Source organism: Robertmurraya massiliosenegalensis JC6 (assembly GCF_000311725.1).
GTDB lineage: Bacteria > Bacillota > Bacilli > Bacillales > Cytobacillaceae > Robertmurraya > Robertmurraya massiliosenegalensis.
Window position 1 is genome coordinate 172,466 of sequence record NZ_HE978513.1, and the last position, 13,643, is coordinate 186,108.

Genomic DNA, 13,643 nt, shown 5'->3' on the forward strand with positions numbered 1-13,643 from the left:
TCCTCCTCTTTAGCTACATTTTCACTCATTCAGATTCTTTTTCAGTGGTCTCCACTGAACCCGTGTCTTCCGTATCTTGTTCAACTATTTTTTCCTTTTCTTGTTTTTGAGCATTCGTATCAGGATTGCCTTGAGTTTCGTTTGACTTGCCTTCCGTTTGCGTACTCATATCAGGAGTTTCTTTTACCATTTCTTCTTTAACGGATTCCTCTGCTTTCGGTTTTTGCTCCTGAGGTTCCTCTGCTTTTGGTATGTCTACTTCTTCTTTAGCAGATTCATTCTCGTCTATCACTTCTTTACTTTCGTCAACTTCTTTTTCAGTTACATGATTTTGGGAGCATTTAACCATCATCTTATGGCTCCATATTTCAGAAGATTGTTTGCCGTTGTAATCTGGGTGTTGGTAAGCTTTGAACATATATGAACCAGTATTTTCAGCAACATAAGAAAGATTTATGATTTGACCTTCGCCTATCGGATCAATTTCCCCAGTTGCAATTAATTCACCCTTTTTCTGTGGGTTGCCGTTATTATCTTTGTTGTAATAAACTTCATATTTAGTAGGTCCGGACATTGTAAATCCTTTATTCTTAATTTCTGCGATAATTTCAACAGAAGAGCATGATTTTATATTTTCTGCGTTGTTTTTGACAAACTCCAGCTCACTTCCGTCCCACCAGCTACCTGCTTGAAGTTTGATCGTCTCCTTTTGAGAACTTGAAAAGGCAGCAATTGTATTGGATGAAAGGTATGTAATCGCCAATGTGCATCCATATAAGATAGCCAATAGCTGTATCATGACTCGTATCTTTTTACTATTATTTGTATATTTCTTAAGGCGCGACTTTCTCATATAATGACTCCTCCAATTGGATTAATTTATTCGTTATCGTCATCCTATAATACGCTTATAAATTCACGATAATGAATAAAGAAAGGGAAAAGTAAGACTAGCTTACTTTCCCATATTACGTATGAATTATTTTGATTCACCATCAGTTTGGTGAGCTGTAAATGTCCACTCAAGCTCTAATGAATCACCTTGGAATTCGTTTTGATCTTGACCATTATCAACAAATTCAAAAGCCACATACATTTCGTCACTAGTACCAGCTGGTAAACCGCTATCTTCCCCGCCTAAACCAAGTAACCAAGTCAGGAAGCTATTTAAATTCTCAACGGCATCTGGAGTCATATTTTGAAGGTCATATAATGTAGTTTCAGAGATGATATCATTGTAATCGCCAATAATCCATCCATCACCTGTTTTATCTGCATTTTCAAGGAACAACACTTTGATATGCTTTCCAAAATCATCTACGTTATCTCCTGCAGCATCCGTTATAGAATATGATGTTGCTAAATCAATGGAGGAAATATCTAATGTACCGTTATTTTCCAATTGGAATTCACGAACCATTGTATCCCCAGGTTTAATGTTTTCAACATCAATGATTGTTGTTGGATTAGCAGCTAGATCCAATGTACCCGCTGCAAATGTATTATTCGTTACTTCTGTATCGCTAAAGTATGCAAATGTTCCTCCCCCAATTAGTGCCAAACCTAGTGCTGCTGAAGCGACTCCTAAACCTAATTTCTTTTTGATACTCAAGTTACTTCCTCTCCTTTTTCATTTTATTTTTTTATTTTGAACCCTTATGTATGGCATAAGAGACTTCAAACGAATAAATTTCTTTTTTCCGTTCTCTTTCGTTCTTTATAAAGAACTTACAAATTGAGTATATGTCATTTAATATTTTTTGGAAAACTTCAAAAACGACCATATTTTCGCAATTAAGAACAAATTTTAGGCTTTTTCTCCCATTATCTCCTGATTACTCACTATTTTGTATTTTATAAAGAATTTTTTATGTCTTATAATGAACAGTGTGGATGATTGGAACTTACGTCCTTTATAAAGCGTTTTAATTTTCAAAAAAAGTAAACAAACCTTGTTTTCTTCTAAATAATGATTTCAAAGGATGATTACATGATTAGAAAATTACCGATCATTCTCATCATTTTAGGCCTCGGATTAATGGGGATAGGCGGTTATCAGTTCCTAAAAACGAACAAAGCACAAAAAGATAGCTTGGTATCCGCTTATGATGTTTTAGCTACACCCATTGAAAAAGAAAGCTTTAATACACCAGTTGACTTTTCCCCTCGTATGGGAGAGGTAGTTGGAGTTCTAGAGATCCCACAAATAGAGGCAAATCTAGCCATTGTTGAAGGTACAAACGAAGATGAACTTGCTAAAGGTGTCGGGCATTTAAAGGAATCCGCTTACCCTGATCAGAACAATCAAATTGTTTTATCAGGGCATAGAGATACAGTGTTTCGGCGAATGGGTGAACTAAATATAGGAGATGAATTGATAATCGCTCTCCCTTATGGAAGGTATATCTATAAAATCACTGACACAAAAATCGTGGATGCAAACAATACGACAGTCATAAAAAACACTTTTCCCCACGAAGAACTTATTGTAACAACATGCTATCCCTTTACATTCATAGGGAATGCACCAGAACGATATATCATTACCGCTCTTCCTGTTGACAACCATGAAATGGAATCGTAGGACAATATCTTTAGGTATAGCTTTCACTCAATCAAGTTAACAATGAGAATATAAGGAGGAAAGACGATGAACAAAAGAATAGTGGCTTCCATTGTAGTCGGCGGAATATGTCTAAGTATTATTCAATTACCCTCAACTTTTGCCAGTAATGATCATCCTAACCGGTTAGAGTGGAGGAATCATTTTTCTGAAGAAGACAAAGAAGCTGAGAAAACACTTTCTTCGAGAGAAAATTCTTCCCTTCAACAATTGGGCATATCGATTGAAGGAAAGAGTATGGAAGAAATTGAAAATGAACTACTAAAGCAAAAAGCACAGGAATTAGGCCTAGATGTTGAGAAAAAGAACAACGAATCAATTCGATTTGCAATTCTCGCTGCCGAAAGCGAAAAACTCGGAATTTCAACGGATGGAAAAGATGAAAAAGCTTTAATAAAGGAACTTACAGAACATCAAAAAGCTCAAGAAGCACCTGAAGAAGATATTCGTCGTCTAAGCGAGAGACAAACGGATTCAGGATTTTCTACAACTGAGGGCAGTATAGAGGAGATTCAATATAACATAATGGCAGAGAAGGCGAAGGAACAAGGAATCGCTACGAAAGGAAAAGATTTTGACACCTTACTAAAAGAGCTACGTTCTACATTGCTGATTGAAAAGGCGAAAGAAGAAGGAATTTCCACCGATGGTAAGACTGAAGATGCGCTTCTAAAAGAATTGCAAGCACAGGAATTGAATAAAGAAAAATAACTCATTTCTCATAAAAAGAGCCTCCTGAATTTTAATAGGAGGCTTTTTTTTCATATCGCTGTTTTCGTATAGATTGTGGCTAGTTGTAAAAAACCAGAAGCATCATTTTCCCCTTATATCACGGTTATCGCTATACATGAAGTGTGCGACAGCACTTTTCGCTCCCTCCATCAGGCCTCTTGTTTCTTATTGCTTTCCAAATTTCGAAAGAAAATAAATGCGAAAAGAGCCTTTCATCTAAATTCTTTTCTTATCTTGATTGCCTTAACAGGATCGTCGGTAATAAACGCCGTACAGCCAATTTCAAATAATCGTCGCATATCTTGTTCTTTATTTACAGTATACGGTCTTACTTCAATGCCAGCCTCAATAGCCGCCTTAATGATTTCGTTAGGTGCCACTCGAAAGTTTGGATGCATTCCTTTGGCTTTAATCGATTGCGTATACACCCATGGCATAAAGAGCCCTTCTTGATAAAGTGGAGCTATTTCAATTTCTGGGGCAAGCCTATAACAGTACACAATACTATAATGATTAAACGAAGAAATAATCACTCGTTCGGAGAGATTATACTCGCGAATAAGTGCGATAAGTGGGGCCTCTATTTTCATGTACGATTCAATATTACTTTTAATTTCAATATTACACTTAAGCTGATTGGTTTGAAGCCATTCAAGTACTTCTTTTAAAGAAGGAATCGGCTCTTTCTTTAAAATCGTCTTAAATTTATAACTGGCATCAAGTCTCCTCAAATCTTCAAAGGTATAATCTTTTACAAGGCCGCTCCCATTTGTGGTACGATCTACTTTATCGTCATGAATAACAACGATTTCGTCATCCTTCGTAAACTGGACGTCGAGCTCTATTCCGTCAGCACCCGACTTCTCCGCTTCTCTAAAAGCTCTCATTGTGTTCTCTGGATATTTGGCTGAATACCCACGGTGGGCAAAAATAAGCGTCAAGTAACCTTCCTCCTCCGAAACTTCATTTTCTCCTTTTTATACGATTACTTTTATTTTATTATAACGGACCTACTGAAATCCATATATGATGTGTGTCATTTTCACTGTGTGAGACTTCAAAAATGAAAAAAGACATATCCTTTCTTTTTCAAAAGAATATGTCTTTTTATAGTAGTTTGTTTTAAAAAAACGCTGTTTTCGTATAGCTTGTGGTTATTTTGTAAAAACCCAGAAGCCGTTTTTACCTTTATTCCTCACTCTTTCAAGAAGCTTTATGCTCCAAGCGAAGCTTATCAGCCACCATCGCGATGAATTCAGAATTCGTTGGTTTTGCTTTTGACATCGATACCGTATATCCGAATAAAGACGAAATGGAATCAATATTTCCACGGCTCCACGCTACTTCAATCGCATGACGAATCGCCCGCTCTACACGGCTTGCCGTCGTATTGTATTTCTTTGCGATATCTGGGTATAACACCTTTGTAATCGAACCCAATAGTTCAATGTCATTGTACACCATAGAAATCGCTTCTCTTAAATATAAATACCCTTTTATATGAGCAGGCACGCCAATTTCGTGAATGATACTCGTAATGCTTGCATCGAGGTTTTTCGGTTTTTCTTCTACTGCTGGTCTAATCGCACCTGATAATCCTGAAGATTTTCTCATCACAGGTGTTCCATTACCACTTACTTGGCGAATATGGTTGCCTAAATGCTCTAAATCAAATGGCTTCAAAATAAAATAAGATGCGCCTAATTCAACAGCTTTTTTTGTTACATCCTCTTGACCGAATGCCGTTAACATAATGACATTTGGCAAATGATTCTTTTTCATTTCACGCACTCTTTCTAAAACGGCTAATCCGTCTAAATGAGGCATAATAATATCTAAAACAAGAACATCTGGGTCAGTTTCCTGCAAAACCTCCAGGCACTCCTGTCCATTATGGGCTACACCAACAACTTCCATGTCTTCTTGTGAAGAGATATAGTCCTCTAACAGACCCACTAGTTCTCGATTGTCATCAACTACGCATACTTTTATTTTCTTCACGTACTGTTTCCTCCTCGATCCTTTAAGTTTCTCGTCTCTTGAATTGAATTCTATATCTTTATTCTAAATATTCAATTCGACAAAGCCAATAGAAATCCTCTTCTTTTTTTATTTTTTCTGCAAAAATGTATGAAATCTTTAATTTTCTCTTATTTTCTCTTCTTTTCGACTCATTTCGTCACTTGATTTTTCGGATGAGAACACTTTGTCGAAAAATCTTTATTCATGCTTTTATTATACACTTAGAAGAGGAAAAAAAGAAAAAAAGGCGGAAAAATCCCGCCTTCCAAAATCATCCATTATTACTTGTTTAACTCGCCTTTTCTTCCTCTTTTTCATAAATATCGATCCCAGCTTCATTTAGCATCCACTCGATATGAACACCATATCCAGATGTAGGATCATTAACGAACACATGTGTAACTGCCCCTACGACTTTTCCATCTTGAATAATCGGACTTCCAGACATCCCTTGTACGATTCCACCAGTCTTATCCAGTAATTCTTTATCTGTTACTTTTAAGACCATTCCTTTCGTTGCCGGGAATTTCTGCGGGATCGTGCTAACAATGTCTATATCAAAAAGTTTAACTTCATCATTATCAACGACTGTCAGGATTTGCGCTGGACCTTCTTTTACTTGATGAGAAAGGGCGATTGGCAAGGCTTTATCCATAACTCCATTCTCAATGTCACGATTGAGCTTCCCAAATATTCCAAATGGGCTATTTCGTTGAATATTCCCAATTACTTCTTTATCTGAAGAGAACCTAGCTAATTTTTCTCCAGGGTCTCCATTGCTTCCCTTTTCAATAGACGTTACAGTAGAGCGAACAATTTGTCCGTCTTCTACGACAATTGGCTTTTTCGTATCCATATCAGATATGACATGCCCTAAAGCACCATATTTTTTTGATTCTGGATGATAGAACGTCATCGTTCCAATTCCAGCTGCGGAATCTCGAATATAGAGTCCGAGCTTAAACTTTTCTTCATCTTTTTCTTTTTGCGGTTTTAATTCCGTTGTTACTTTACCACTTTCACGGCTGATTTCAATTTGCAATGGCTTTCCTGTCTCTCCTGCTTCCTGAACAAATGGAGCTACGTCAGACATTTTCTCAATTTGTTTTCCGTTTATTTTCGTAATGATATCGCCAACCTTGATTCCTGCTTCCTCACCCGGCGACTGCTTTCCTTCTACTGTCGCTACTTGATGATGTCCAACCACAAGAACACCGACTGTATTCAGTTTTACACCAATCGACTGACCACCTGGTATTACCTTGAAATCCTTAAGAACATTAACATCGACCTTTTTAATTGGGAATCCTGCTAATTCTAAAAGCATTTCATTTTTTCCATATTTGTTTGCGTTAAGGGAAACCGTATTGTCTGTATCATCGACTGAGACACTAAGGTTAGAGTTATTCATTTCTGCTGAAACAGGATGGGATTTTTGAAAGGAAAATTCTTGTCCTTCAAAAAGCGTGATTTCCTTCGGTAATTGAATATATTGTTGCACCGGTTTAGAAAATCCAAGAGCAACAATTGAAACAAGGAGAATTCCACCAATTATTTTTCTAAGAAGTTCAAAATTCAACATCTTCACTCTCCTCGCTTCTAGTCCACACACTCACTCTAAATGGCTACATCTTTAATTTTGCCTCCAATAGACTCATTTATAACCTCTAGAGAGATAAAAAAGCTACCCAGTTTGGATAGCATTTCAAGTTATTTTTATCTCTTTCGCTAAATGAAGGAGTTCTCTTGCATGCTCCTTCGTTAAATCGGTGATTTCTACTCCTGAAATCATTCTGCCAATTTCGCGAATTTTTTCGTTTTCATCCAATATTTTCATCGATGTCCTTGTCCGACCATCTGTTATTTTTTTGGCAATAAATAGATGGGTATCTGCCATCGCCGCAACTTGTGGCAAATGGGAAATACACAGTACTTGCGAGCCAACGGATACTTTGTAGATTTTTTCCGCAATTGCTTGTGCGACTCGGCCGCTAACCCCAGTATCAACTTCGTCAAAAATGATTGAAGTTATACCTTGATGTTTCGAAAAGATACTCTTTAATGCCAACATAATTCTTGATAATTCTCCACCTGAGGCGATTTTCGAAAGAGGTTTTAACGGTTCACCGGGGTTTGTAGAGATGTAGAATTCAATCTTATCCGATCCTACAAGCGTAAAATGATCGTAATCACTGTAAAAACGAACCTCAAAAATAGTTTTTTCCATATATAGTTCTTTCAATTCATGAAGAATCAATTTTGTTAGTTGACCAGCAAATTTCTGTCTAATTTTGCTTAATTCACGAGCTTCTAGCGCTAAATCTTTCTTAATTGCGGACAGCTCATGCTGAAGTTTTTCAATATGGGTTTCTTTATTTTGAAGGGTTTCAAGTTCTTCTTCAATTTTAGCACCGTATTCCAATATGTCTTCAATTGTTTTTCCATACTTGCGCTTTAATTGATTGATTTCATTCAACCTATCTTCAATTTGATTTAGTCGTTCAGGATCAAATTCAAGGATATCCAGCTCGTTTCTTAATGTCCTAACGACATCTTCTAATGCATAAAAGCTATTTGAAACCGCATTAGAGGCTTCCTGATACTTAGAATCAATTGAAGCTGCGTCCTCCAGATGATTCGTCGCTAGACCTAACCAATCAAGCCCTTTATTATCTCCTTGTAAAGCAGAATAGCTGATATTAATCGCTTCATGAAGCTTTTCAAAATTGCTAAGCTTTCTTCTTTCTTCAAGAAGTTCTTCATCTTCATGGAGTTTTAAATCCGCATTTTGAATTTCCTCTAGCTGAAAAGAAAGTAAATCTAAGCGGTGCGCTACTTGCTGCTCGTTCTCACTCAGGTGCTTGATGCTTTTTAAGATTTTTTCGTACCCTTGATAAATCTCTACATACTCTTGATAAGCTTCTTCTACTTCCTCGCCACCAAATTGGTCAAGCAAGGATAAATGACGGGTTTCATCCATTAATTCTTGATGCTCATGCTGACCATGAATATCAACAAGAGCGGCACCAACTTCACGAAGAGTGGAAATGGTAACAAGCTTACCGTTTATCCGGCAAACACTTTTGCCGCTTTTGGAAATATCACGACGAAGAATGATCATTCCTTCTTCTACATCAATTCCAAACTCCTGAACTTTTTGAAACAATGGATGTGACTCCTGATCGATTTGAAACAATCCTTCTATTTCTGCTTTGTCTTCACCATGACGAACAAATTCTGCCGAACCTCTTCCCCCAACGAGCAAATGAATGGCATCAATAATAATCGATTTTCCCGCACCTGTTTCACCAGATAAAACTGTGAGCCCTTTATCAAAAGAGATGGAAAGGGCCTCAATAATCGCAAAGTTTTTAATCGATAATTCACTGAGCATGAATAATCACCTCGAAATCAAATTCATCTTTAACTTACGTTGTTTTCGTAATGATTGTGGTTTTTTCGTAAATGTCCACATTCTTATCTGAGGCCGACATTTACCCCTCAATTGAGGTTTTAGAACACACATTAATTTCGCTTACTTGATCCTAATTTAACGAGTAATAATAGCTTTATTTTCCTATCTATGACTGAATAGCAGCAAAGTTTGCGAAAAGAGCCTTAACTTATTATCTAAAAAAAGGGAAATTACAGCATTTCTAGGAAACGCGACTGGATAATTTCGGTTTCAACAGGTGTTTTACAAATGATTAAAATCGTGTCATCTCCACAAATCGTCCCTAATATCTCTTCCCAATCGAGATTATCAATTAAGGCACCGATGGCCATCGCATTTCCTGGCAATGTTTTCATGACGAGGAGATGTCCGGCTTGGTCAATACGAACGAATGCATCCATGAGATTTCTTTTTAGTTTTTGCAGAGGATTAAAACGTTGATCGGCTGGTAGGCTGTATTTGTAACGCCCATCCATAAGAGGAACTTTTACTAAATGTAGTTCTTTAATATCTCTCGAAACGGTTGCTTGTGTTACATTAAAGCCCGCTTGTTTTAACTCATCAACAAGCTCGTCCTGTGTTTCAATATCATTATTCGTGATGATTTCTCTAATTTTAATATGACGTTGTCCTTTATTCACAAAAGTCACCTCTAGATTTATTCATAAACGTTCTTGTCATTCAATAATATGTTAGCTGATAATCATAAAAATGTATACTTATTCGTATAATTATTCGCTAAAAAGCGACTAATTTCCTCTTTCATCAATGATTTTAGATCGTTCTTTTGAAAACTGACACATATCAAAAAGGAATAAGCAAATATACTTATTCCTCCGTTTGCTTCCTTTTTAATTGTTCATGCGCATCTGATACGATTTCCGCAGGTGTTTGAGGGAGGGAGTACTCCCCTAATTCTTTAGGACCACTCCATCTTAGATGCAATAAAAACTCAATATTTCCATCTCCACCAGTTATAGGTGAAAAGGATAAATCTTTAATATCAAAGCCTTCTTTTTGGGCAAAATCAATCATTTTTTCGAGGACTTGTTCATGCACCTTTGGGTCTCGAACAATCCCTTTCTTTCCAACTTGCTCACGTCCTGCTTCGAACTGGGGCTTGACCAATGCCACAATATCGCTTCCTGTTACAAGTAACGTTTTTAGAACAGGGAGGATTAATTTCAAAGAAATAAAGGAAACATCAATGGAAGCAAAGTTAGGAAGCTCACCTACTAAATCGGCTGGGGTGACGTAACGGAAATTGGTTCTTTCCATAACAACGACCCTCTCGTCCTGTCTTAACTTCCATGCAAGCTGATTATAGCCAACATCCAGAGCATAGGACATTTTCGCTCCATTTTGAAGTGCACAATCTGTAAAGCCACCAGTTGATGCGCCAATATCTAGTAACACTTTATCTTTCACTTCTAGATCAAATTCGTTCAAGGCTTTTTCAAGCTTAAGCCCGCCGCGACTGACATATGGAAGAACATTCCCCTTCACTGTAAGAGGTCGATCAATCCCAATTTTTTCTCCTGGTTTGTCTAACCGTTCTTCATTACTATAAACAAGGCCTGCCATTATCGCTCTTTTTGCTTTTTCACGGGTTTCGGCTAAGCCTCTTTCCACAAGTAAAACGTCTATCCGTTCCTTCTTCATCTTTATCTAGGCCCTTTTTTGTTTTTTTCTTGCCAATGTTTTGAGCTTATTGACAACATTCTCTGTTGTGAGGCCAATTTCATTTAGCAATTCATTGACACTTCCATGCTCAATAAACTGATCAGGAATTCCCATGAGATCAATTTCAGCATGATGATAGCCTTTTTCAGAAGCAAATTCTAAAATCGAACTACCAAATCCTCCTTGAAGCACTGCTTCTTCAATCGTAAGAATCGGCATATTTCTTTCAAGCAGTCCACTAAGCATTTTTTCATCAAGTGGTTTAATAAACCGAGCATTAATGACCTTAATTGAAATGCCTTGCTTCTCAAGGATTTCTGCTGCTTTCATCGCCATCGGGATCGTTGTTCCGAAGGTTAAGATTGCTCCATCTATTCCTTCTTTTAACACTTCCCATGTGCCAATTGGAATTTCCTTCAACTCATCATCTAAGTGAACACCCAGTCCATTTCCTCTTGGGAATCTCATCGCAATCGGACCATCATCATACTTTAAGGCTGTGTTGACAAGATGTTGTCCCTCATTCTCATCTTTTGGCATCATTAAAACGAGATTAGGCACATGTCGTAAAAAGGCAATATCAAAGACCCCTTGATGAGTTTCTCCGTCTGCTCCGACTAAGCCAGCACGATCAATTCCGATAAAGACATTTAAGTTTTGGCGACAAATATCATGTACCACTTGATCATAAGCACGTTGTAGGAAAGTGGAATAAATCGCTAAAAACGGCTTCATGTTTTGCGTTGCAAGGCCAGCTGCCACAGTTGTTGCGTGTTGTTCCGCAATTCCCACATCAAACATGCGATCTGGGAATTCACTTGCAAACCCTTCTAATTTTGAGCCCACTGGCATCGCAGGTGTAATTGCAACGACTCTTTCATCTTCGCGAGCAATTCTACGAACGGTTTCACTGACAAGCTTGCTCCATGCTGGTGGTGCTTGAACAGGCTTAATAAAGTCACCGGTTTCAATCTTGTACGCCCCTGTTCCATGCCAAGTTCCGATCGTATCGTTTTCTGCAGGCTTATACCCTTTGCCCTTTTTCGTAATCACGTGAAGCAGTACAGGTCCTTCCGTTTTCTTCGCATAAGCTAAATTTTCAAACAAAGCGTCATAATTATGGCCGTCAATTGGACCTAAATAGGTAAAACCAAGCTCTTCAAAAAAGACACCTGATACAAGCAAATATTTTAAACTATCTTTAATTCTCTCTGCTGTAGAAGCTAACTTTCCGCCGACAGCGGGGATTTTCTTCAATAAGTACTCTAATTCATCTTTGGCCCATTGGTATTTGCCAGCTGTTCTTAATCGTCCTAATACATTGTGTAGGGCTCCGACATTCGGTGCAATCGACATTTCATTATCATTGAGGACCACAATCATATTCTTCTGTTCGTGGCCGATATGATTTAATGCTTCAAGTGCCATCCCACCGGTTAGAGCTCCATCCCCGATTACAGGAACGATGAATGATTTTTCTTTTTTTATATCTCGAGCGATCGCCATTCCCATCGCTGCAGATAATGAAGTTGAGCTATGGCCTGTCTCCCATACATCATGCTCGCTTTCGACCATTTTGGGGAATCCACAAAGACCCTTATATTGTCTAAGCGTATCAAATTGATCGGCTCTACCAGTTAGTATTTTATGAACATAGGACTGATGACCAACATCCCAGAGAATTTTATCCTTTGGACTATTGAAGCATTTATGCAATGCAATCGTCAGTTCAACAACACCAAGATTCGGACCAATATGGCCGCCTGTTTTTGATAACTTTTCAATCAAAAAATGACGGATATCTTCACTAAGCTCCTCAAGTTCCTGATTCGATAACGCTTTTAAAAACGATGGGTCTTTTATTGATAACAGATCCATAATGGACCACTCACTTTCATCTCTTTTTGGCTGTAATTGATTCCCACTATCTATTTTGAAAAAATAACCGCTAACACCAAAGTGATAACGGCTGAACTGACTACCAGTCAATTTAGACTTTTTTATCGATAATTTTGTAAATGTCCGAAGACCGCAATTATGCACATATTCAGAGCTATTTGCACGGCCCTTATCCCTATCTTTAAGCGCAAATACGTGGATTCCTTTCACTCATTATGTCTAATCGCAGACTCCATTTGTGAAAAGAACATTTTATTGTATATTTTATGTAACAACGTTACTAATTAGACAAAATCATTCTGTATTATAACATACAATGCCAATTTAGTAAAAATTAATTTTATCACATCAATGATCACGGTTCGCCACTAAATCCGTTAACTCTTCTAGTAGAACTGTATTAAGTCCTGTTTCCTGAAGAACCTTTTTGGCTTGTTCAATTTCTCGAGCTAACGCTTTCTTCGCTCCATCCATCGTTAATAGGGACGGGTATGTACTTTTGTGATTGAATTCATCACTCCCAACTCGTTTCCCAAGCTTTTCTTCATTTCCTTCTAAGTCGAGAATGTCGTCACGAATTTGGAAAGCCAGTCCTAGGTGATGAGCAAACTTTTTAAACTGTTCAATCGCTAAATTTGACGCCCCGGCGAGCAATGCACCCGCAACCGCACTAAAAGCTAGAAGCTTCCCCGTTTTATGAATGTGTATGTACTCAAGCTCTTCAAGTGTTAGGCTACGATTTTCTCCGTTGATATCCGCAACTTGGCCGCCGACCATCCCTTCAGCACCAGCTGCAATGGCAAGCTCACGAATTAAATTAAGCTTTGTATCAGCATCTACATCAGTTGTTTCTGCAATTAATTGAAAACTATACGTTAAAAGGGCATCCCCTGCTAAAATGGCAAATGCATCTCCATACACTTTATGATTTGTCGCTCTCCCTCTTCTCAAATCATCATTGTCCATGCTAGGGAGGTCATCATGAATCAATGAATAAGTGTGAACCATTTCAATCGCTGCAGCAGTTAATAACCCCCTAACCATTTTTTCACCAAAGGCATCAAGCGTCGCAAATAATAGCATGGGACGAATTCTTTTTCCACCTGCCTCTAATGAATACAACATTGATTCCTTAATAATTTCAGGAGCTTTCATACGATTTACACTTGCTCTTAATTGCTCTTCGAGGAGTTCTTTATTTTTCTGAATAAAAGGTGCTAAAAGCTCCAC

General features: G+C 37.8%; 12 protein-coding genes. 2 read left to right on the forward strand and 10 right to left on the reverse strand.

The window, feature by feature from the left end:
* Positions 1-25: 25 nt before the first annotated feature.
* Together tapA and BMSHG_RS10690 are read right to left on the reverse strand one after the other, a co-directional pair.
* Positions 26-853 (reverse strand): amyloid fiber anchoring/assembly protein TapA, encoded by an 828-nt coding sequence (gene tapA, locus BMSHG_RS10685; protein ID WP_019154445.1) that lies wholly within the window; start codon positions 851-853, stop codon positions 26-28.
* A gap of 126 nt (positions 854-979) precedes the next feature.
* Positions 980-1,612 carry a CalY family protein gene (locus BMSHG_RS10690; RefSeq protein ID WP_019154446.1) on the reverse strand — a complete coding sequence of 211 codons (633 nt, stop codon included), beginning with the start codon at positions 1,610-1,612 and terminating at the stop codon, positions 980-982.
* A 378-nt stretch (positions 1,613-1,990) separates the two neighbouring features.
* Between BMSHG_RS10690 and BMSHG_RS10695 the strand changes: the two genes are divergently transcribed.
* Together BMSHG_RS10695 and BMSHG_RS10700 are read left to right on the forward strand one after the other, a co-directional pair.
* Positions 1,991-2,584: a class D sortase gene (locus tag BMSHG_RS10695; RefSeq protein ID WP_019154447.1), complete on the forward strand. Its 594-nt coding sequence runs from the start codon at positions 1,991-1,993 to the stop codon at positions 2,582-2,584.
* A 66-nt stretch (positions 2,585-2,650) separates the two neighbouring features.
* A complete protein-coding gene (locus BMSHG_RS10700) occupies positions 2,651-3,334 on the forward strand; it encodes a hypothetical protein (RefSeq protein ID WP_019154448.1) in 684 nt (227 codons plus the stop codon).
* 233 nt (positions 3,335-3,567) lie between these two features.
* Here BMSHG_RS10700 and BMSHG_RS10705 read toward each other — a convergent pair whose 3' ends face one another.
* From BMSHG_RS10705 to BMSHG_RS10740, 8 genes are all read right to left on the reverse strand, one after another.
* Positions 3,568-4,296 (reverse strand): glycerophosphodiester phosphodiesterase, encoded by a 729-nt coding sequence (locus tag BMSHG_RS10705; protein WP_019154449.1) that lies wholly within the window; start codon positions 4,294-4,296, stop codon positions 3,568-3,570.
* 262 nt (positions 4,297-4,558) lie between these two features.
* Complete coding sequence (gene spo0A / locus BMSHG_RS10710; protein ID WP_019154450.1) at positions 4,559-5,356, reverse strand: sporulation transcription factor Spo0A; 798 nt, start codon at positions 5,354-5,356, stop codon at positions 4,559-4,561.
* Positions 5,357-5,666: 310 nt separating this feature from the next.
* Positions 5,667-6,959: a SpoIVB peptidase gene (gene spoIVB, locus BMSHG_RS10715; RefSeq protein WP_019154451.1), complete on the reverse strand. Its 1,293-nt coding sequence runs from the start codon at positions 6,957-6,959 to the stop codon at positions 5,667-5,669.
* A 123-nt stretch (positions 6,960-7,082) separates the two neighbouring features.
* Positions 7,083-8,771, reverse strand: coding sequence for a DNA repair protein RecN (gene recN, locus BMSHG_RS10720; RefSeq protein WP_019154452.1), 1,689 nt, complete (start codon positions 8,769-8,771; stop codon positions 7,083-7,085).
* Positions 8,772-9,022: 251 nt separating this feature from the next.
* The gene (gene ahrC, locus BMSHG_RS10725; protein ID WP_019154453.1) at positions 9,023-9,472 is read right to left on the reverse strand and encodes a transcriptional regulator AhrC/ArgR; all 450 of its coding nucleotides are present in this window, start codon (positions 9,470-9,472) and stop codon (positions 9,023-9,025) included.
* 187 nt (positions 9,473-9,659) lie between these two features.
* Positions 9,660-10,499, reverse strand: a complete 840-nt coding sequence (locus tag BMSHG_RS10730) for a TlyA family RNA methyltransferase (protein ID WP_026073411.1) — start codon at positions 10,497-10,499, stop codon at positions 9,660-9,662.
* A complete protein-coding gene (gene dxs / locus BMSHG_RS10735) occupies positions 10,500-12,392 on the reverse strand; it encodes a 1-deoxy-D-xylulose-5-phosphate synthase (RefSeq protein ID WP_026073412.1) in 1,893 nt (630 codons plus the stop codon).
* A 369-nt stretch (positions 12,393-12,761) separates the two neighbouring features.
* Complete coding sequence (locus tag BMSHG_RS10740) at positions 12,762-13,643, reverse strand: polyprenyl synthetase family protein (protein WP_019154456.1); 882 nt, start codon at positions 13,641-13,643, stop codon at positions 12,762-12,764.

Excerpts from the sequence above, each read along its gene's own strand:
- tapA (WP_019154445.1), bottom strand. The coding sequence starts at position 853 with ATGAGAAAGTCGCGCCTTAAGAAATATACAAATAATAGTAAAAAGATA.
- BMSHG_RS10695 (WP_019154447.1), top strand. The coding sequence starts at position 1,991 with ATGATTAGAAAATTACCGATCATTCTCATCATTTTAGGCCTCGGATTA.
- BMSHG_RS10700 (WP_019154448.1), top strand. The coding sequence starts at position 2,651 with ATGAACAAAAGAATAGTGGCTTCCATTGTAGTCGGCGGAATATGTCTA.
- spoIVB (WP_019154451.1), bottom strand. The coding sequence starts at position 6,959 with ATGTTGAATTTTGAACTTCTTAGAAAAATAATTGGTGGAATTCTCCTT.
- recN (WP_019154452.1), bottom strand. The coding sequence starts at position 8,771 with ATGCTCAGTGAATTATCGATTAAAAACTTTGCGATTATTGAGGCCCTT.
- dxs (WP_026073412.1), bottom strand. The coding sequence starts at position 12,392 with ATGGATCTGTTATCAATAAAAGACCCATCGTTTTTAAAAGCGTTATCG.